This is a genomic window from Streptomyces sp. NPDC093252 (assembly GCF_040683675.1).
In the GTDB taxonomy this organism is placed as follows: Bacteria; Actinomycetota; Actinomycetes; order Streptomycetales; family Streptomycetaceae; genus Streptomyces.
In genome coordinates this window covers 115,926-134,784 of the sequence record NZ_JBFBEM010000018.1, presented here as the reverse complement: position 1 = coordinate 134,784, position 18,859 = coordinate 115,926, and the positions used below count along the sequence as shown (strand labels likewise).

The window sequence follows — 18,859 nt, the reverse complement described above, 5'->3', positions numbered from 1 at the left end:
CCGTGACACAGACGCGGGGTGGGACGGGGCCGGGAGCGGCGGCCCGGGGCGGGAAGGGGCCGGGAGCGGCGGCCCGGAGCGGGACGAAGCTGGGAGGAGCGGCCCGGGGTGGGACGAGACCGGGAGCGGCGGCCCGGAGTGGGAAGGGGCCGGCGGCGGCCCGGTGCGGGGCGGCGCTGCTGGCCGCCGCCGTGCTGCTGCTGCCGGTGGAGCGGGCCGCCGCCGCCGGTGCCGGTGCCGCGCCGGAACGGGCGGGCGGTGTGCTGCGGACGGCGGAGCTGACCAAGTTCTATGTGGTCAGGGCGCCGGAGGAGAACGGCGGGAAGGTGGACGGCCTCCAGGACATCGCGGGGCGGGTGCTCGGCGACCCGGACCGCTTCCAGGAGATCCTGGTGCTGAACACGGGCCGGGTGCTGCCGGGCGGTGATGTCTTCGTCAGCGCGGAGCAGTTGGTGCCGGGGTTCGCGCTGCGGCTGCCGACCGACGCGGAGGGCCCCGGGGTGCAGTTCGGGGAGCTCCCCGAGGAGGCGCCGGGCGCGGGACAGCGGTCGTCGGCGGCTGCGCAGCCGCCCTCGGCGAACCGTTCCGGTGGGCCGTTCGGCGGGGGCGGGAAGGTGCCGGTCGGGCTGGTGGCGGGCGGGGTGGCCGGGGTCGCGGCGCTGACCGTGGCGGTGCTGGCGCGTCGCCCCCTGACCCGCTGGCTCCGTGCGCTGGGGCGGGCTGCCGCCCGGGGGGCGCGGGTGCTGCGGCCGAGGCTGCCGCGCCCGCTGGCGGTGGCACTGCGGCGGCGACGCCGGTCCCGGCTGGCGCGGCGGCTCGCGGCGGACACCCGGACGCCCGTCATAGTGCGGTCCGCGCTGGACGAACTGGTCCGCGCGGGCGGGCCCGAGGCGCCGATGCGGGTGTACTCGGTGCGCGCGGACGGCGAGGGACTGCTGGCGTCGGTGTCGGGCGGGACCCGGGCACCGGCCCCGTGGACGGCCCACGCCCCGCACGACTGGCGGCGCACGGGCCTGCCGTCCGCGCCGGGCTGCGAGCCGCGCCGGGAGGGCCCCGGCGGGTCGGCGACGCGGGCCACCGCTCTGGAGGTGCGGGGCGCGGTGGCCGAGTACCGGCCGGAACCGGCACCCGGCGATTCGGACCCCGCGGAGGCACGGCGGCTGACGCTCCCCCATCTGGCGCGGGTCGGGGTGGACGCCCGGGACGCGCAGGTGATGGTGGGGCTGGGGCAGCTCAACGGTGCCCTCAGCGTCCGGGGCGATCTGCGGGTGGCCCGGGACACCCTGACCGCGCTCGCGCACGGACTGCTGGAACTGCCCTGGCAGAACACGGTGGTGGTGGCGGTGGACCCGGACCCCGACAGTCTGCCGGGACTGCACGGCCTGGTCCGGGTCCGTTCCCTGGCCGAGGTGGAGGACCGGGCGCCCGCGCGGGTCTTCGAGGCGGCCGAGGCACTGGGCCTCGGACTCGTCCGCGCGCCCGCGCGCCCGGACCGGATCACCGGCTTCCTGCTGATGATGCGCCCGCCCCGGGACTCCGCCGAGGCCCGCGCCCTCGCCGGACTCGCCGCGCCGGAGGGCGGCTGGAGTGTGCTGTCGGTCGGCGACGTCCCGGGCGCGCACTGGCGCTGGCACGCCGAACCGGAGGGCACGGTAGATCTGGGCGTCCTGGGCCTGCGGGTGACGGTACCGACGGCACCGGCACTCACGGCCGACCGGGTGTGACGAGACGTGCACTCAACTCCCCTTCCCCTTCGGGCAGTTGCCACGAGCCGGTGAACCGGCCCGCGCGGAGGTCCGTGTTGAGGGCAGGACCGGCCACGGACCCGGCGGGCGCGGACGACGACGGCACCCGCCTCGGCCCCGTCCCGGTACCCACCTCGGCCCCGTCCCGGCGGCCGGCGGCCTCCTCCCCGGCCGCCGGGACGGCACCCCGGAGGCCCCGGGGCCGCGCACAGCGGCAGGGGGCCGCGGATCCCCGACCGAGAAGAAGCCCAAGAGGCCCCAAAAGGCCACAAGAGACCCCAGGAGACTTTCAGAGATGAGGACAGTCATGCGGAACTGGCGGAGCGCGGTGTGGACGGCGACCGGTACGGCGGCGGCGCTGGTGCTGCTGACCGCCTGCGGTGGCGAGCAGAGCGGCGGCGCGTCCCCGCAGGGTGCGGGGCAGTCGCCGGTCGTGGCGGCCGGGACGGGTGGGAGCCCGGACGCGAGTGGCAGCCCGGACACGGGTGCCCGGCCCAGTACGGCGGGCAGGCTGAGTGTGTGGGAGAGCGAGAAGCTGGGGCCGGTGGTCACGGACAGCGCGGGCTTCACGCTGTACCGCTTCGACAATGACACCGCCTCCCCGCCCCGGTCGAACTGCGACGGCGACTGCGCGACGGCCTGGCCCCCGGTGCCCGCGGCGGACGTCGAGGCGGCGGCGGGGATGGACGCGGACCTGGTGGGCGAGGTGACCCGCGCGGACGGCTCCCGGCAACTCACCCTGGACGGCTGGCCGCTGTACCGGTTCGCGAAGGACACCCGGCCGAAGCAGACCAAGGGGCAGGGGGTGGGCGGCACCTGGTTCGCGGCGGGCCCGGACGGCGGGAAGGCGCAGCTCGTGGACACGGGGAAGGACGACGGGAAGGAGGATCTGCCGCCGCTGTCGGTGCGGAAGGACGCCGAACTGGGCGAGATCGTCCGGGACGGCGAGGGGCGGACCCTGTACCGCTTCACCAAGGACAGCGCCTGGCCCATGAAGTCGGCGTGCACGGGTGCCTGCCTGGAGAAGTGGAAGCCCGCCGCCATGCTGGACAAGGCCGAGCTGGGGCGGATCGAGGGCATCGACCCGGAGAAGGTCATCGCGTTCGAGCGGCCGGACGGCACCTCCCAGCTCACCCTCGACTGCTGGCCGCTGTACTGGTTCACCGGGGACAAGAAGCCCGGCGACACGGCGGGGCAGGGGGTCGGCGGCACCTGGTTCGCGGTCCGGGCGGACGGCGGGCTGGTCAAGTAGCGCGGCGGCGCGCGGCTGTTCAGCGAGCGGACAACGGAAGGGCGGTTCCCCCGGGGGGAACCGCCCTTCGTCAGCGGAAGACCTGCCCGCGTACGGCGCCCTCGGGGAAGTCGTCGGTGTGCAGGCTGACGTAGAACCCGCCCGGCTCGGCGGCCAGTCGGCGCAGGGTGGCCGGGTCGGTGACGGGGGCGCTGCCGGACAGGGCGATGATCGTGCCGGGCAGTGGGGAGGTGAACAGCGGGACGGCGACCTCACCGTCCTCGCCGAGTTCGCCGCGCTGGACCTGGGCGCGGATCGGCGGGCGCAGATTGACCCAGGCGAGGGAGTAGCCGAGGGCCGTCCCGTCGGGGTCGAGGGAGACATGGGTGACGGCGTCGGGGTCGCCGGCGGTGCCGAGATCGGCCTCCTGCCCGCCGTCGGCGAGGGCGCTGAGGGTGCCGCCGGGGATGACGCCGAGCGGGTCGACGGGGGTGTCGGAGAGGGTGACGGGTCCGCTGAGGGTGCCGCCCGGGGCCCCGGCGGCGGTGAGGACGACGGTGAAGTCGGCGGGGCGGCCCCGCAGGTCCTCGGCGAGGGCGGGGTCGTCGAGGGTGAGCTGCCCGGCGGCGGCACGGGCACTGTCGGGCAGGGGTGACCCGAAGAGCGGGACGGCCGTGCCGGTGCCGCCCTCGGTGCGCTCGATCCGGGCCGCGCCCGGGGCGTCCATGCCGCTCCAGCTCAGGGAGAAGGTGACGCGCCGCCCGGTGACCTTGGCGAGGACGGCGGCACGCGCGCCCCCCGCGCCCGCACCGAGCCGGGCCAGCAGGGACGTGCCGGGACCGCCGGGCTCGGCACCGGGCGAGGCGCTGCCGAGGGCCTCCGGCAGCCCGGTGCCCCGACCGCCGCCCTGCGCGCCGCCCGGCGGACCGGTCCCCCCGGTCGGCGCCCCGCACGCGGCCAGGGCGGCGGTGAGCAGTACGGCTTCGGCACGGATGAGAAGCCTGCGCATGATTGCTGTCCTCACGGTGAACGGTCGGGTGGGGTACGACAACCCGGGTCCGGGCACACGGAGCACGCGCGGCTGGGGGGAGGGGTTCAACGGGAAGGGGGTTCACCGGGGAAGCGGAAGGTGGTTCACCGGGGAAGCAGGAAGGGGTTCAACGGGGAGGCGGAAGGGGGTCCCACGGGGAACGCCCCGACCGCCCGATCGAGGGGATCGATCCCGCCCCTACTTCACCACGACATGGTCCCCGCTCGACGCCTTCGCCCCGGAGGTCGAGTTCCCCCCGTAGTTCCAGCGCCAGGACCCCGACCCGGTGGCCTTCACCGTGGTCTTCAGCGCCCCCGAACCGCTCGACGTCACCTTCTTGACGGTCTTGTACGAGGACGTGCCCGCGGCCTTGAACTGGAGGCTCACCGTGCGGCCCCCGTACCCCTGGTATGTGTGGGTGTCCCAGTTGGCCCGGGTGACCCGGCCGGTCACGGTGATCGTCCTGCCCTTCGCGACCGGCTCCGGCGACACGTTCACTGTCACCCTCGTGGCCCGCTTGATCTGCAACGGGACACCGACATCGTCGATGTCATAGGCGTCACCGACGAAGAAGACGCCGGCGGCGGTCTTCCAGGCGCCCGCGTCCTCGTTTCAGCCTCTGGGCCCGAGCAACGGCCTTGCCCAGGCGCCCAGATCGTCCGGGGAGTCACCGATGACGTCCGCGTGGTAGGTCTCCGAGCCGATGCCGACGGCCAGGACGAGCCCCCGCGACCACAGCAGACGCGTCCGCACGATACGCGCGTCCCCGGTGAAGACCGCGCGCAGGAAGGCGCCGAGATGCCGTTTCCGCACCTCTTCGAAGGTGAAGTCGTCCAGCAGGACGCGGACCCGGTCCCTGCGGGATCCCATGCCGTCCACGACGACGTTGACCCCGTTGCCGCGCACCTCGCCGCTCCAGAACGCGAGAGCGGAGCCGTCCCAGCGCACCTCGATGTCGGGCTCCGGGACGCCCAGGCCCCTCAACGCCGCCCGCAGGTCCGCCACTTCCGGCAGATCGCTCTCGTCGGCCTCGCCCGGCGCTCCCCGGTCTCCCATGGCGCCCCACCGTACTCCCCCGCCCTGAGCGGCGGTGTCCCGGTGGCGGCACCGCGACCGAGTCCGCCCGCCGGGTCGGCGGACCGACCCGGCGCCCTCGCGGGGAGGGTGTGTCCGACGGATCTCCGCCCCCTCAGGCTCCGGGCACCGCCAACCGATGGAGTCTCAGCGCCAGTTGGATCTCCAGTACGCGTGCCGGGCTCTGCCAGTCCTCGCCCAGGAGGCGGCCGACGCGTTCCAGGCGCTGGGAGACGGTGTTGACATGGACGTGGAGGGCGTCCTTGGTGCGGGCCGGGCTCATCGCGGCGGCGAAGTAGGCGTCGAGGGTGGCCAGCAGGTCGGTGCCTCTGCGGTCGTCGTAGGTCACCACGGGGCCGATGGTGCGGCCGACGAAACCGGCGATGTCGCGGTCGCCCGCCAGCAGCAGTCCGAGGAAGCCGAAGTCCTCGGCGGCGGCTCCGTCGCCGGTCCGGCCGAGCAGGCGCAGGGTCTCCAGGCAGCGGCGGCTCTCGGCGTAGGCGGCGGCGACCGTGTCGGGGTGGGCGGCGAGGTCCCGGACGGGGGCGGAGGCCCCCACCGTGACGGCCTCGCGGACGGCGGTGCCCAGCCGTCGGGCGGCGCGGCGGGCGACCCCGGTGGCGGTGTCGCCGTCGGGCAGGGGGAGCAGCAGGACCGTGCCTCCGTCGCGGGCGGCGGCGAGGCCCTGCCGGGTGGCGGCCAGATGGGAGGCGGCGGACCAGAGCCTGCGGCGGGCGGCGGCCTCCTCGTCGGCGTCGCCGCCCGTGCCGTCGAGCCGGGCGGCGAGGACGACATGGGTGGCGTCGAGGTCGGCGCGCAGCCGGGCGGCGCGCTCGCGCAGCAGCCGGGCGTCGCGGTCCCGGGCGTCGAGGAGGTCGTCGAGGAGTTCGCCGCGGACGCGCTGTTCGGCCTCGGCGGCGGAGCGGCGGGCGAGGAGCAGCAGGGAGGTGACCATGGCGGCGCGCTCCAGGGTGCGCTGGTCGACCGGGTCGAGTGCGGGGTGGCCGCGCAGCACGAGGGCGCCGAGCAGTTCGTCACCGGCGGCGACGGCGGCGATCCACTCGTCCCGGTGGCGGACGGCGTGGCCCTGCGCGCGGGAGGTCTCCAGGGGTGCGGCGGGGGTCGCGTCGGCCTCGGCGAAGCGGACGGTGCCCTGGAGGACCTCGGAGACGGCGGCGGCCACGTCGTGCACCCCGCCGCCGCGCAGGACCAGCTCGGCGAGCCGGTCGTGCACCTCGGAGGCGCGTTCGATGACGGCGCTGCGGTCGCGGATGATCTCGTTGGCCCGCTCCAGTCCGGCGAGGGCGGAGCGGGTCTCGGTGAGCAGATGGGCGGTGTCGATGGCGGCGGCGGCGAGCGCGGCGAAGGAGCCGAGGAGGGCGATCTGCTCCCGTTCGAAGACCCGGGCGCGGCGGTCGGCGGCGAACAGCACGCCGATGACCTGCGGCCCGAGGGTGAGGGGGACGCCGAGGATGGCCACCAGGCCCTCGTCGTGGACCCCCGTGTCGATGGCGGTGGTGTGGCGGAAGCGGTCGTCGTGGAAGTAGTCGTCGGTGACATAGGGCCGGGCGGTCTGGGCGACCAGGCCGCCGAGCCCCTCGCCCATCCCCAGCCGCAGTTGCTGGAAGCGGGCCGCGACGGAGCCCTCGGTGACCCGCATATAGGTGTCGCCGCGCTCGGGGTCGTGGAGGCTGAGGTAGGCGACATCGGTGCCGAGCAGGGAGCGGGCGCGCTGCACGATGGCCCGCAGGACGGCGTCCAGATCGCGCGGCCCCGCGAGGTCGTGGGCGGTCTCGAAGAGGGCGGACAGCTCGGCCTCGCGGCGCCTGCGGCCCTCCAGCTCGGTGCGGACGCGCAGGGCGCGCCGTCTGGCGGTCTCCAGCGCGGCCAGTTGCTCGGGCGGGCGGCCCTCGGCGCGGGCCAGCAGCAGGGGCTGCTCGTAGGCGTCGGCGGGGGCGCCACGGGCCAGCAGGTCCAGGAACGGCGCCTCGGCGCCGCCCACCGGTGCTGCGGCGGCGGTGCGCTCGGCGGACTGCGGGTGATCGCGGTGCATGTGCCCAGGATGACCCATCCGCCGCGCGGCCCGTCAGCCCTGTGGAAAACTCCGCGCGACCCCGCCGCCCGGCCTGTGGACAACCGGGGTGTGCGCAGGTCAGTGCGCGGTCCAGCCGCCGTCGACCACCTGGGAGGTGCCGGTGATGGAGGACGCCCACGGCCCGCACAGATGGGCCACGGCCTCGGCGACCTCGTCCGGTTCGATCAGCCGTTTCACCGCGCTGTCGCGGAGCAGCACCTCGGTGAGGACCCGCTCCACGGGGATGCCGTGCAGCTCGGCCTGGTCCGCGAGCTGTTTCTCGACCAGGGGGGTGCGGACATAGCCGGGGTTCACACAGTTCGAGGTGACACCGTGGGGTGCGCCCTCCAGGGCCGCCGTCTTGGACAGTCCCTCCAGTCCGTGCTTGGCGGCGACGTACGCGGATTTGTAGGGGGAGGCGCGCAGTCCGTGGACGGAGGAGATGTTGACGATGCGGCCCCAGCCCTGGCCGTACATGTGGGGCAGGGCGCCGCGGATGAGGCGGAAGGGCGCCTCCAGCATCACGGTGAGCACCGTGTGGAAGACGTCCGGGGGGAAGTCCTCGATGGGCCGGACCAGTTGGAGTCCGGCGTTGTTGACGAGGATGTCGGTGCCCTCGGCGGCCCGCTCGGCGGCGTCGAGGTCGGTGAGGTCAAGGACCTGGGGTGCGACCGGGCCCGGCAGTGCGGCGGCCGTGGCGGTGAGGGCGTCGAGCCCGGCCGCGTCCCGGTCGACGGCCCTCACCTCCGCACCGGCGGCGGCCAGCCGCAGCGCGCAGGCGCGGCCGATCCCACCGGCGGCACCGGTGACCAGGGCGGTCCGGCCGCGCAGGTCGGGCGGGGTGGAGTCGGGATGGGAGCGAGAACGGGGGGCGGGGGTGGCGCCGGGTGGGGTCATGATCCGACCCTAGGGCGCACTCACCCCCGCTCCCATGGGGTCAGCGTCCACACCTCACAGGGAAGTCATGGGGTCGAACCATGTGGGCGCCTCGGCCATGGCCTGCTTGATCCGCAGCACCCCGAACTCATTGAGGTCCGGCAGCGAGTCCACCGCGAACCAGCCGACGTCCAGCGACTCGTCGTCGTTCACCCGGGCCTCGCCGCCCACCGCGCGGCAGTGGAACGTGATGTCCATGTACTGGCAGACGTCCCCGTTGTCGTACCGCACCGGTGACAGGGCCTGGACGACGACCACCCGCTCGGCGACGCAGCGCACCGCGGTCTCCTCCTCCACCTCGCGGACCGCGCAGGCCGCGGGCTGCTCGCCCGGGTCCGGGATGCCGCCGATCAGCGACCACATGCGGTTGTCCGAGCGCCGGTTCAGCAGCACTCTGCCCGCGTCGTCGAAGACGACGGCGGTGACCCCGGGGAGCCAGAGAAGCTGATGACCGGCGGACTCGCGCAGGGTGGTGATGAAGTCAGGGGTAGCCATGGCCCCGACCCTAGCGGCCCGGTTCGCCCGGTCCCGTCCGGTTCAAGGGGCGTACGGCGGTCGTACGGCTACGCGCCACCCGCGCGCCGCCCGCGCACGCCCGAGGTGATCGCCCAGCCGAGGCCGCCCGCGGCGACCAGCAGCAGCGCGATCTCGGGCAGCACGCCGAGCGTGGTGGCGGGCGTCCGGGAGGACCGCAGGGGCACCTCCTGGACCAGGGTGTCGGCGACGAACATGCCGGTCCGCTGGGTGATGGTGCCGTCGGGCAGGATGATCGCGCTGACCCCGCTGGTGACCGGGACGGTGACGGTCCGGCTGTGCTCGACCGCGCGGACCCGGGACATGGCGAGCTGCTGGTAGGTCATCTCACTGCGGTCGAAGGTGGCGTTGTTGCTGGGCACGGAGACCATCTGGGCGCCGTCGAGGACCTCGGAGCGCACCGCCCAGTCGAACGCGGCCTCGTAGCAGGTGACCAGGCCCACGGTGGTGCCGGCCATGCTGAACACCCCGGGTTCGCTGCCCCGGCTGAAGTCCTGGGCGACCATGCTGGTCCACTCGCTGTTGAGGGCGCCGATCAGCGACCGCAGCGGCAGATACTCGCCGAACGGCTGGATCTGCCGTTTGTCGTAGGTGTCGACGGGGCCCCGCTCCGGGTCCCACAGGATCTGCTCGTTGAGGAGCCTGCCGTCGCGCCGGACGACCCCGCCGACCGAGATGGGCACCCCGATCGCCTGAGCGGCCCGGTCGATCACCGCGCGGGCGTCGTCGTTGGCGAAGGGGTCGATGTCGGAGGAGTTCTCGGGCCAGAGCACGAAGTCGGGCTGCGGGACCTCCCCGGCCGCCACCCGGGCGGCGAGGCGCTCGGTCTCCCGGGCGTGGTAGTCGAGCACCGCGCGGCGCTGGGCGTTGAAATCGAGCCCCGCGCGCGGGACGTTGCCCTGGACCACGGCGACGGTCGCGGTGCCGTCCTCGGCGTCGTCGCTGACCAGGGGCCGGGCGGCGACCGCGCCCAGCACCGGGACGGCGACACCGAGCAGGGCCACCGCGGCCGTTCCCCGGCGCACCACGCGCGTACGGCGGGTTTCGAGGGCGACACGCAGGACGTCGTGGAGGCCGAAACCGGCCAGGACGACGGCGAAGCCGAGGACCGGGGTGCCGCCGACCGCGGCGAGCGGCAGGAACACCCCGTCGGCCTGGCCGAAGGCGATCTTGCCCCAGGGGAAGCCGCTGAAGGGGACCCGCGCGCGGGCCGCCTCCCCGGCGATCCACACGGCGGCGGCCCACACCGGCCAGCCGGGCAGCCGGGACACCCCGGCGACGCCCGCGCCGACCAGCGCGACGAAGAGCGCCTCGATCGCGACCAGGGCCAGCCAGGGGCCGGGGCCGACCTCCACACCCGTCCACACCAGCAGGGGCAGCAGGAAGCCGAGGCCGAAGAGGTAGCCGAGGCCTAGGCCCGCCTTCCAGCCGCGTCCGCGCAGCACCCAGCCGAAGCCCGCGAAGGCCGGCAGCGCCAGCCACCACAGGGTGCGGGGCGGGAAGCTGACATAGAGCAGCACTCCGGAGAGGGCCGCGACGGCGGGCGGCACCAGACGCGCGAGCCGGTGGCGCACGACGGGCGCGGGCTGCGGTTCGGCCTGGTCCGATTCGCCGGAGGGGGGCGCGGTGACGGTCACCCGGGGAGTGTACGGCGGCTTCCTGGGCGCCCGACAGGACGGTCCGGGGCGCGGGACCGGGTCGGACCGGCCGGAGTGGGCACGGAGGGGCTTCCCCGGGCAGCGGCGCCGAACCGGCGGGCGTCCGGACGCGGGAGCAGCGACGGCGCCCTCCGCCGGAGAAGGAGCGGGGAGCTGGAGAGGGAGCAGGAGAAACAGCGGCGTACACACTTTCCGCATAGTTCGTCACCGCTCATCCACAAAGCGCCGGTCAGCCGTTACGGTGTGCCGGAGCCCCGGGGCGCGCGGCCGTGATCCGGCGCGGGCGGCCGGGGCCGGGGAGAGGGTCCGGGGGGACGGGTGGGATCCACGAGAAGCGTGTCCGCGATCGGCACGGCGGCGGAGGACGACGGACACGGTGTCTCCGACGCGGCCGGAATGGCCGTCCTGGGCGGCTGCGCGCTCTGGTCGCTGATCACCGCCGCCGTCCAGGGAGGGCGGCCCGAGGGGGCGCTGCTGGCGGTGCTGGCGGTCACCGCCGGGCATGCCGCGGGCCGGATCGGCGGGGCGCTGCTGCCGGTGGCCGCCCCGGGTGCGGCGGCGCTGGCCGGGATCGCGCTCCCGGTGACCCTGCCGCAGCTCGCGCCGGGACCGCGGCCGGGACCGCCGCTGGGCCACCTCGGCGCGACGGCGGCCCTGCTCACCCTGGCCGCCGGCGCGGCCTGCTGCGCCGCCTGGGAGGCGTCCGCGCCCGCCGCCCGGCTGCTGCTGCGGCTGCTGGCCCTCGGCGCGGCGGTCACGGCGGCGGCGCTGGGTTCGGTCACCGGCGCGGTCGCCTGTGCCGTCGTGCTGCTGGCGTCGCTCGCGGCGGGCCGGATGCGGCGGCGCGGCCCCGGCGTCGCGGGGCTGGCGCTGGCGGCGGCCGGAGTCACGGCGACGACCTGGGCGGTGGCGGCGCGGGTGCTGCCGGACGGGCTCGCCCTGTCCCTGGAGGGCCCGCTCACCGCGTACCGCGTGGAGCTGTGGCGGGAGGCGCTGCGGCTGGTGGAGGGGGAACCGCTGCTGGGCGTGGGACCGGGCCGGTTCGGTGAGCTGGGTCCGGCCCCCGACACGCCCCTGGCCGCCGACGGCAAGGCGCACTCGGCGCTGCTCCAGCAGGCGGCGGAGCAGGGGGTGATCGGGGTGGCGCTGCTGGGGGCGGCCTTCGGCTGGGTGCTGCTGGCCCTGTGGCGGACGGCCCGGCCCACTCCGGTGGCGCTCACGGCGGGGGCCGCGCTGACGGCGGTCGCGGCGGTCGCGGCCGTGGGCAACGCGCTGAGCTTCACCGCCGTGACCGTGGGGGCGGGCCTGCTGGCGGGCCTGGCGACCGCCCGCCCGCTACCGGAGCCGCCCGGCACGGCGGACGGCGGGGGCAGCGGGGGGCGGCGGGGGAACCGGGGCGCTCCGGGTGGGCCGTACGGGTGAGCCGGGGTCGGTGGGCTGGGGTCAGCGGAACAGGGTCAGAGGGCCCTGGTCGGTGGGCCGGGATCAGTGGACCGGGTCGGTGAGCCGAGCCGGTGGGCGGTACGGGTGAGCCAGGTCAGTGAGCCAGGTCAGTGAGCCGAGGGCAGTGAACCGCGATCAACGACCCACGTTCAGTGAGTCGAGGGCAGTGAACCGCGTTCAGCGACCCGCGTTCAGGAGCCGCGATCAACGACCCGCGATCAATGAGCCGTGTCCGGGGTGCCCGCGCGCAGCCGGTCGCGGATCACCCGGACGGCCGCCTCCGCGTCGTCCACGGTGATGGTGAAGGTGTGCCCGTCCCACAGCCGCAGGACCAGGCCCTCGCCCTGGCGCACGACGACGGCCGTGCCCTTGTCGGGCCGCCAGCGGTAGCCCCAGCCGCCCCAGTGGCGCGGGGTGACGTGCTCGACGAAGTCGGCGCCGACGACATGGGAGAGCGGGATACGGCGGCGCGGCACGCCGATGTGGCCGCAGCGCACCTCCAGGGAGTCCTGGTCGACCCTCAGGGCCACACTGACGAAGGCCAGGGTGCCGAAGAGGACCAGCAGACCGGCCGCGATGCAGCCGACCACGGACATCACCAGGGGCGCGGAGCCGGACGTCCAGGCCGAGTCGACGGCGAGTTGGACACCGAGCGCCACACAGGCGGCGCCGACCAGCGCCAGCAGCCACTGCACACGGTTGGTGGCACGGCCGGTCCAGACGTCGGGGTGCGCTTCACGCGCGTCCTGGGGGTCGTCCCTCATGCCTTCGAGACTACTCAGATTCCCCTGCGCGGGTACCGGCGCGCACCGTGCGAATGCTCCGGACGGAGTCCACGGAAGTTCCGCGCGAGGGGCCCACCCGGGTCCCGCGGGGGCCCCGCCCGGTACCGGGCTCTATGGGGGGCGGCCCTTTCGGCGTTACCGGGCACCTATGGGCGCCCTCTCGGGGTTACCGGGCCCCTATGAGCGCCCCTTCCGCGTTACCGGGCCCCTGTGTGCGCGCTCTGCGGCAGCCGCGTCGGCGTGCCCGCCACCCCGAGGAGCCGTCCCTCCGCGTAGGCGAGGGCCGCCTGGGGGAGGGTGCCCGCCCGGCCGCTGAGGAGGACGGTCAGGGAGCCGGTGGGGGCCGCGTCGGGGGCGGGGGCGGCACCGATCCGGCGCAGCGCTTGGGCGGCCACCGCCCCGGCGGAGCCGTGCAGGGCCACGGGCGGGGCACCGGGGCGGCGCAGGGCCCCGCGGATCCGCTCGGCGACGAGTTCGTAGTGGGTGCAGCCGAGGACGACGGTGCCCGCCCCGGGCGGGGTGAGGGCGGCGGCGGCGCCGATCGCGGCGTCGATGGCGGCCTCGTCGGCGTGCTCGACCGCCTCGGCCAGCCCCCGGCAGGGCACCTCGGTGACGGTGACCCCGTCGGCGAAGTCGCCGATCAGCCCGCGCTGGTAGGGGCTGCCGGTGGTGGCGGGGGTGGCCCAGATGGCGACGGGGGTGCCACCGGCGGCGGCGGGCTTGATCGCGGGGACCGTGCCGATCACCGGCAGCGCGGGCTCCAGGAGGTCCCGCAGGGTGTCCAGGGCGTGCACGGTCGCGGTGTTGCAGCCGACGATCAGCGCCTCGGGGCGGTGCGCGGCGGCGGCGCGGGCGACGTCCACGGCGCGCCGGGTGAGGTCCTCGGGGGTGCGCGGGCCCCAGGGCATGCCGTCGGGGTCGAGGGAGAGCACGAGATCCGCGTCGGGGCGGAGGCGTCGTACCGCGGCGGTCGCCGCCAGCAGGCCGATGCCGGAGTCCATGAGCGCGATCTTCACCCGGCCACGATAGACGATGGGCCGTGTCGGGCCGGTGCCGTGGGGCAGACTGCGCGGGTGACCGCCTTCGCCTGGATCGCCGCCGGATCACTCGCCGCCTGGCTGTGGCTGCTGCTGTGCCAGGGCTTCTTCTGGCGCACCGACGTCCGGCTGCCGCCCCGCCGGGACCCGGAGACGTGGCCGTACGTGTGTGTCGTGGTCCCGGCGCGGGACGAGGCGGAGGTGCTGCCGCTGAGCCTGCCCTCGCTGCTGGCGCAGGAGTACCCGGGGCGGGCCGAGGTGATCCTGGTGGACGACGGCAGCAGGGACGGCACCGGGGAACTGGCCCGGGAACTCGCCGCGGAGCGGGGCGGACTGGCGCTGACCGTGGACGTGCCGGGCGAGCCGCCCGCGGGCTGGACGGGCAAGCTGTGGGCGGTGCGCCACGGCATGGCACTGGCCCGCGCGCGGGGGCCCGCGTTCCTGCTGCTGACCGACGCGGACATCGCCCATGCGCCGGACAGTCTGCGGGAGCTGGTGGCAGCGGCCCACGGTGGGGGCTACGACCTGGTGTCGCAGATGGCCCGGCTGCGGGTGGCCAGCGGCTGGGAGCGGCTGGTGGTGCCCGCCTTCGTCTACTTCTTCGCGCAGCTCTATCCGTTCCGGTGGATCGGCCGCAAGGGCGCGCGGACGACGGCGGCGGCGGGGGGCTGTGTCCTGCTGAGCGCGGCGGCGGCGCACCGCGCGCGGGTGCCGGACTCCATCCGCCAGGCGGTGATCGACGATGTGGCGCTCGCCCGCGCGGTGCGGCGCGGCGGCGGGCGGGTCTGGCTGGGGCTGGCCGACCGGGTGGACAGTGTCCGGCCGTACCCCCGACTGGGCGATCTGTGGCGCATGGTGTCGCGCAGCGCCTACGCCCAACTGCGCCACCGGCCGACGCTGCTGGCGGGCACGGTCGCCGGACTCGCCCTCGTCTATCTGGTGCCGCCGGTCGCCGCCCTCGCGGGCGCGGCCACCGGCGCCACCGCGACCGCGCTGCTGGGCGGCGCGGCCTGGCTGGTGATGACCGGGACGTACGTCCCGATGCTCCGCTACTACGCGCAGCCCCTGTGGCAGGCACCCCTGCTGCCGTTCACCGCCTTGCTTTATCTGCTGATGACGGTGGACTCGGCGGTGCAGCACTACCGGGGGCGCGGCGCGGCCTGGAAGGGCCGTACCTACGCGCGCCCGGACGCCGTCCCCGAGGAGGGCTGAGCGCCGGAGCGGCTACTTGCGGCCGGGCGTCCAGTTCATGCCCCAGCCGTAGGCGTGGTCGACGGTCCGCTGGGGGCTGACACCGCGCTCGGGCACCAGGTAGCGGGCCTCGCGCCGGACGACGAGATCGCCGCCGTCGCTGCTGATCAGGGCGAGCGCGCACACCGTGGACGGGACCGTGCACTCGTCCAGCGAGAAGTCGATCGGCGCGCCGAACTGCGGGGTCAGGGTGACCGTGGCGTGCAGATCGGCGAAGGAGCGGGCGCCCTCGTAGATGGTGACGAAGACGAGGATGCGGCGGAGATACTGCTGGAAGTCGAGGTTGACGGTGAGGTTCTCGCCGCCGGAGACCGCGCCGGTGCGGTCGTCGCCGTCGAGGTGGATGAACGGCGGCCGGTCCAGCGCCCCGTAGGCGTTGCCGAGGGACTGGACGACGCCCTTGGTGCCGTCGGAGAGTTCGAACAGGGCGCACAGGTCGAGGTCGAGGTCGTTGTGCAGGGCGACGGCGCGGCCGAGTTTGCCGCCCCAGCCCTTGAACTGCTTGCGGACCTCCCAGTTGAGGTTGACCCGCAGCGCGCCCGAGGTGCCGCCCTGCTTGCTGAGGGAGACGGTGGGGGCGGACTTGGTGAGGGTGACCTTGCTGAGGCTCACGGGCCGCGCGGACGCCGCCGGGGCGGGCGGCACGGCGGGTTGCGGCGGGGTCAGGGACCGGCCGGGCTGCGGCGGGGTGACGGACCCGGTGGGGGGCGGCGGGGTCAGGGAGCGGGCAGGCGGCGGTGGGGTCAGGGAGCGGGTGGGGGCCGCGGACTGCGGGCGCGCGGGGGGCGGCGGGGCGGCCTGCTGCTGGGGTTCGTCGACCGTGATGCCGAAGTCCGTGGCGAGGCCCTCCAGCCCGCGGTCGTAGCCCTGGCCGACGGCGCGGAACTTCCAGGCGCCCTGGCGGCGGTAGAACTCGCCGAGCACGAAGGCGGTCTCGACGGTGGCGCCGGTGCTGTCGAAACGGGCGACGACGGCATCCTGGCCGCTCTCGCGGACCTCCACGGCGAGGTCGGGGACCTGGCCGAAGGTGCCGCCATCGGCGGAGGCGGCGAGGACCACGGTCTCCACGGCGGGCTCCACGCGCGTGAGGTCCACGGTCAGGGTGTCGGTGACCCGGCCCCCGGCGGTGCGCTTGCCCTCGTGGCGGACGGCGCCCGAGGCGTGCGCGGCCTGGTTGTAGAAGACGAAGTCGGCGTCCGAGCGGACCTTGCCGCCCACCAGCAGCAGCGCCGAGGCATCCGCGTCGGGCACCCCGGCACCGGCCCGCCACCCCACGTCGATCCGCAGTACCGCCGTCGGCACCGGAACGTTCGACCCTTTCGGCATTGACATGTCCGCCCCCCTCTTGTGCGTGGCGCCGCGCGGCGCTCCGGACGTCGCTGGATGTCGCCGGTTTCCGTGCGACCAACCTATTCCCCGGGGCGGCGGGACGCCCACGGGGCGGACATGAACAGCGGTGGTCAACCGCCGGTAACCGGCCGGGAACTGAGCCTTTACACGATTCGAACGCGCACCGCTGCCCTTTTTCCGCATGTTCGCTCGCATTGGGGATCCGAGGTCACGGCCGACACGGAAAACAACCCTCTTATCGGTCTCCACAACCAGCACATCGTGGGCTTAACTTATGTGCCATGACCTCCCCCCGCTCCACCTATGGCGGCGGCTACTACTCCGCCTCCTTCCCGGACACCCCGATCTACGACTCGCTCGTGGCCGAGCGGGGCACCCCGCAGATCGCCCCGATCCGGGTCCCCGCCGCGTACGACACGGGCAGTCATCTGCCCGCGCTGCCGTCGGCCCTGCCCGCCCTCCCGGCGGGCCCGTCCCAGCCCTCCTACGGCTACCCGCAGGCGCAGCAGCCCGCGCCGCTCCAGCAGGCCCCCGCGGCGTACATCCCGCACCAGGCGACCGCGCCGCGCGGCTACCCGGGCCCGCAGCCGCAGCCGCCCCGCCCCGCCGCTCCCGGCGTCACCGGGTACGAGGCGATGCGCCCGGCCGCTCCCCGGCCCGCCGCCCCGGGCGGTTACCAGGACCCGTACAACAACCAGCAGTACCGCGGCTACTGATCCCCGCCGCCGGTTGTCGGTGCCGCCTGGCACGATGGCCGTATGGGGAACGCGGGGAACGCGCGACTGCTGTCGCTGCACATCCATCCGGTCAAGGCGTTCCGGGGCATATCGCTTCCGGAGTACGCCGTGGAGCCCTGGGGGCCGGCCGGTGACCGACGCTGGGTGCTGATCGACGACGGGGGAAAGGTCGTCACACAGCGGCAGCAGCCACGTCTGGCGCAGGCCGCCGCCGAGCCGCTGCCCGGTGGCGGCGTCCTGCTGTCCGCGCCCGGCCGGGAACCCCTTTCCGTCGCGGTACCGGAGCCGGAGCCGTCGGGGACGGTCACGCTGGAGATCTTCCGGGACAAGGTGGAGGGGGTCCCGGCGGACGGCGCGGCGCACGCCTGGTGCAGCGCCTTCCTCGGCGCCGACGTCCGGCTGGTGCACATGGACGACCCGGCGGTACGCCGTCCGGTGGACCCGGAGTTCGCGCTGCCCGGTGAGACGGTGAGCTTCGCCGACGGCTATCCGCTGCTCCTGACGTCCGCCGCGTCGCTCGACGCCCTCAACGCACTGATCGCCGGGGGGCCGCATGCCGCCGAGGGCCCGCTGCCGATGAACCGCTTCCGGCCCAACGCGGTGGTCTCGGGGACGGATGCCTGGGCCGAGGACGGCTGGTCGCGCCTCGCGATCGGGGAGGTGCGGTTCCGGGTGGCGAAGAAGTGCGGGCGGTGCGTGGTGACGACCACCGACCAGGACACCTCGGCGCGCGGCAAGGAGCCGCTGTTCAGCCTCGGCCGCCATCGCCGGATCGGCGGCAAGCTGGTCTTCGGCCAGAATCTGGTGCCGCTCGACCGCGGCACGATCCGGGTGGGCGACCCGGTCCGGATCCTCGCCTGAGGGCTCCGCCCGAGGCCACCACACCGCCCGTGTACCGCCGCCCGAACGCCGCCGGACGGATACCGCCGGATGCCGCCGGATGCCGCCGGATGCCGCCAGACGGACGTACCGCGCGATCCCGGCGGCGGGCCTCTCTTCAACCCCAGCACGACGCACTTCCGGCACGATTCACCCCCCAGCACCGACGCCCCCCGGCCCAACGCACCGCGCAGCACGACGCCCCCACACAACGCCCAACGCACCGCGCAGCACGACACCCCCGCCCAACGCACAACGCACAACGCACCCCCACCCCAACGCACCCCCGCCGTCGCGGGAACCTCCGCCGGGACTCCGCCCGTTGGACGGGCGAGGGGCTCACGGGGGTGATTTCGCTCTCTCTTGTCCCGGTCCGCACGGCGCCGGGCGCCGAGTCGGGTTATCACGGATCGAGGAAGGGACCGGACGGATCGGGGAAGGGGGTGGCGTACGGTGCGAGCGATCCGAGGGCTCTGGCGCTGGCGGCACAATCCGCTGCGCCGGACGACCGATCTCGTGGAGTGCTGGCTGGCGCTGGCGGCGCTGCTGCTGATCCTGGTGGTGGCGCCCGTGTCCGGCGTCCTGGCGGGGACGGCCGCGCAGGACGCCCTGGACCGGTCGATGCGCGAACAGCGCGACTCCCGGTGGGAGGTGACGGCGACGGTGGTGCGGGAGCTGGACCGCAGCGTGCTGGACATCGACCCCGAGGCCGCCGCCTCGGACACCCGCACCAGAGTCCTCGCCGACTGGACGGCACCCGACGGCGGTGAGCACCGCGGCCCGGCGCTCACCCCACTGGAGTCGCCCGAGCCCGGCGACCGGTTCACGCTGTGGACCGACGAGACCGGCCGGACGGTCGCGCGCCCGCTGGATCCGGCCACGGCCACCACCCACGCCGTGCTCGCCGGGTTCGGCGCCGCGCTGGTGGCCGTCGCCCTGCTGGAGGGCGGCAGACGGCTCGCGCTCCGGCGGCTCGTCAAGGGCCGCCACGCCCGCTGGGACCGGGAGTGGGAGCGCGCGGGCCCCGACTGGGGCCGTACCGGCACGGGCAGTTGACGCCCTCCGGCGGGGCGGCGGCCACCCCCGGCCGGCCTT

Annotated in this window: 16 protein-coding genes and 1 pseudogene; 7 read left to right on the top strand and 10 right to left on the bottom strand. The window is 75.3% G+C overall.

All coding sequences use genetic code 11. The annotated features are described in order from the left end of the window. Positions 1 to 2 precede the first annotated feature (2 nt). Complete coding sequence (locus tag AB0O01_RS31985; RefSeq protein ID WP_365318892.1) at positions 3 to 1,724, top strand: hypothetical protein; 1,722 nt, start codon at positions 3 to 5, stop codon at positions 1,722 to 1,724. A 328-nt stretch (positions 1,725 to 2,052) separates the two neighbouring features. Beyond that, a complete protein-coding gene (locus tag AB0O01_RS31980) occupies positions 2,053 to 2,997 on the top strand; it encodes an SCO0930 family lipoprotein (RefSeq protein WP_365318955.1) in 945 nt (314 codons plus the stop codon). 70 nt (positions 2,998 to 3,067) lie between these two features. Here the strand turns inward: AB0O01_RS31980 and AB0O01_RS31975 are convergent, their stop codons facing one another. From AB0O01_RS31975 to lnt, 7 genes and pseudogenes are all read right to left on the bottom strand, one after another. Continuing rightward, a complete protein-coding gene (locus tag AB0O01_RS31975) occupies positions 3,068 to 3,985 on the bottom strand; it encodes a CHRD domain-containing protein (protein WP_365318890.1) in 918 nt (305 codons plus the stop codon). Positions 3,986 to 4,204: 219 nt separating this feature from the next. Next, positions 4,205 to 4,618, bottom strand: a pseudogene (locus tag AB0O01_RS31970) (hypothetical protein); the annotation flags it as partial. Next, positions 4,619 to 5,062: a hypothetical protein gene (locus tag AB0O01_RS31965; RefSeq protein WP_365318888.1), complete on the bottom strand. Its 444-nt coding sequence runs from the start codon at positions 5,060 to 5,062 to the stop codon at positions 4,619 to 4,621. It abuts the pseudogene before it with no gap. A 133-nt stretch (positions 5,063 to 5,195) separates the two neighbouring features. Continuing rightward, entirely contained in the window at positions 5,196 to 7,133 is a 1,938-nt protein-coding gene (locus AB0O01_RS31960; RefSeq protein ID WP_365318887.1) for a GAF domain-containing protein, read from the bottom strand. A gap of 99 nt (positions 7,134 to 7,232) precedes the next feature. Beyond that, positions 7,233 to 8,051, bottom strand: a complete 819-nt coding sequence (locus AB0O01_RS31955) for a 3-hydroxybutyrate dehydrogenase (protein WP_365318885.1) — start codon at positions 8,049 to 8,051, stop codon at positions 7,233 to 7,235. A gap of 54 nt (positions 8,052 to 8,105) precedes the next feature. Further along, positions 8,106 to 8,585 (bottom strand): NUDIX domain-containing protein, encoded by a 480-nt coding sequence (locus tag AB0O01_RS31950; RefSeq protein ID WP_365318883.1) that lies wholly within the window; start codon positions 8,583 to 8,585, stop codon positions 8,106 to 8,108. A gap of 68 nt (positions 8,586 to 8,653) precedes the next feature. Continuing rightward, entirely contained in the window at positions 8,654 to 10,261 is a 1,608-nt protein-coding gene (gene lnt / locus AB0O01_RS31945; RefSeq protein WP_365318881.1) for an apolipoprotein N-acyltransferase, read from the bottom strand. Positions 10,262 to 10,678: 417 nt separating this feature from the next. Between lnt and AB0O01_RS31940 the strand changes: the two genes are divergently transcribed. After that, on the top strand, positions 10,679 to 11,704 hold the full coding sequence (locus tag AB0O01_RS31940; protein WP_365318954.1) for an O-antigen ligase family protein: 1,026 nt from the start codon (positions 10,679 to 10,681) through the stop codon (positions 11,702 to 11,704). 239 nt (positions 11,705 to 11,943) lie between these two features. On the opposite strand, the gene AB0O01_RS31935 is transcribed toward AB0O01_RS31940, so the two are convergent. Together AB0O01_RS31935 and AB0O01_RS31930 are read right to left on the bottom strand one after the other, a co-directional pair. Further along, positions 11,944 to 12,489 carry a hypothetical protein gene (locus tag AB0O01_RS31935; RefSeq protein ID WP_365318880.1) on the bottom strand — a complete coding sequence of 182 codons (546 nt, stop codon included), beginning with the start codon at positions 12,487 to 12,489 and terminating at the stop codon, positions 11,944 to 11,946. Positions 12,490 to 12,707: 218 nt separating this feature from the next. Beyond that, positions 12,708 to 13,526: an aspartate/glutamate racemase family protein gene (locus AB0O01_RS31930; RefSeq protein WP_365318878.1), complete on the bottom strand. Its 819-nt coding sequence runs from the start codon at positions 13,524 to 13,526 to the stop codon at positions 12,708 to 12,710. A gap of 39 nt (positions 13,527 to 13,565) precedes the next feature. Between AB0O01_RS31930 and AB0O01_RS31925 the strand changes: the two genes are divergently transcribed. Continuing rightward, a complete protein-coding gene (locus AB0O01_RS31925; RefSeq protein ID WP_365318877.1) occupies positions 13,566 to 14,759 on the top strand; it encodes a glycosyltransferase in 1,194 nt (397 codons plus the stop codon). A 12-nt stretch (positions 14,760 to 14,771) separates the two neighbouring features. Here the strand turns inward: AB0O01_RS31925 and AB0O01_RS31920 are convergent, their stop codons facing one another. Then, complete coding sequence (locus tag AB0O01_RS31920; protein WP_365318952.1) at positions 14,772 to 16,124, bottom strand: TerD family protein; 1,353 nt, start codon at positions 16,122 to 16,124, stop codon at positions 14,772 to 14,774. Between the two features lie 305 nt (positions 16,125 to 16,429). Here AB0O01_RS31920 and AB0O01_RS31915 point away from each other — a divergent pair, with 305 nt between their 5' ends. The 3 genes from AB0O01_RS31915 to AB0O01_RS31905 all read left to right on the top strand — a co-directional run bounded on the left by AB0O01_RS31915 (position 16,430) and on the right by AB0O01_RS31905 (position 18,820). Further along, a complete protein-coding gene (locus AB0O01_RS31915) occupies positions 16,430 to 16,864 on the top strand; it encodes a DUF6643 family protein (protein ID WP_365318875.1) in 435 nt (144 codons plus the stop codon). A 42-nt stretch (positions 16,865 to 16,906) separates the two neighbouring features. Continuing rightward, complete coding sequence (locus tag AB0O01_RS31910; protein ID WP_365318873.1) at positions 16,907 to 17,746, top strand: MOSC N-terminal beta barrel domain-containing protein; 840 nt, start codon at positions 16,907 to 16,909, stop codon at positions 17,744 to 17,746. A 471-nt stretch (positions 17,747 to 18,217) separates the two neighbouring features. Beyond that, the gene (locus AB0O01_RS31905) at positions 18,218 to 18,820 is read left to right on the top strand and encodes a hypothetical protein (RefSeq protein WP_365318872.1); all 603 of its coding nucleotides are present in this window, start codon (positions 18,218 to 18,220) and stop codon (positions 18,818 to 18,820) included. Positions 18,821 to 18,859: the final 39 nt, after the last annotated feature.

Excerpts from the sequence above, each read along its gene's own strand:
- AB0O01_RS31980 (WP_365318955.1), top strand. The coding sequence starts at position 2,053 with ATGCGGAACTGGCGGAGCGCGGTGTGGACGGCGACCGGTACGGCGGCG.
- AB0O01_RS31975 (WP_365318890.1), bottom strand. The coding sequence starts at position 3,985 with ATGCGCAGGCTTCTCATCCGTGCCGAAGCCGTACTGCTCACCGCCGCC.
- AB0O01_RS31965 (WP_365318888.1), bottom strand. The coding sequence starts at position 5,062 with ATGGGAGACCGGGGAGCGCCGGGCGAGGCCGACGAGAGCGATCTGCCG.
- AB0O01_RS31960 (WP_365318887.1), bottom strand. The coding sequence starts at position 7,133 with ATGCACCGCGATCACCCGCAGTCCGCCGAGCGCACCGCCGCCGCAGCA.
- AB0O01_RS31955 (WP_365318885.1), bottom strand. The coding sequence starts at position 8,051 with ATGACCCCACCCGGCGCCACCCCCGCCCCCCGTTCTCGCTCCCATCCC.
- AB0O01_RS31950 (WP_365318883.1), bottom strand. The coding sequence starts at position 8,585 with ATGGCTACCCCTGACTTCATCACCACCCTGCGCGAGTCCGCCGGTCAT.
- AB0O01_RS31940 (WP_365318954.1), top strand. The coding sequence starts at position 10,679 with ATGGCCGTCCTGGGCGGCTGCGCGCTCTGGTCGCTGATCACCGCCGCC.
- AB0O01_RS31935 (WP_365318880.1), bottom strand. The coding sequence starts at position 12,489 with ATGAGGGACGACCCCCAGGACGCGCGTGAAGCGCACCCCGACGTCTGG.
- AB0O01_RS31920 (WP_365318952.1), bottom strand. The coding sequence starts at position 16,124 with ATGCCGAAAGGGTCGAACGTTCCGGTGCCGACGGCGGTACTGCGGATC.
- AB0O01_RS31915 (WP_365318875.1), top strand. The coding sequence starts at position 16,430 with ATGACCTCCCCCCGCTCCACCTATGGCGGCGGCTACTACTCCGCCTCC.
- AB0O01_RS31910 (WP_365318873.1), top strand. The coding sequence starts at position 16,907 with ATGGGGAACGCGGGGAACGCGCGACTGCTGTCGCTGCACATCCATCCG.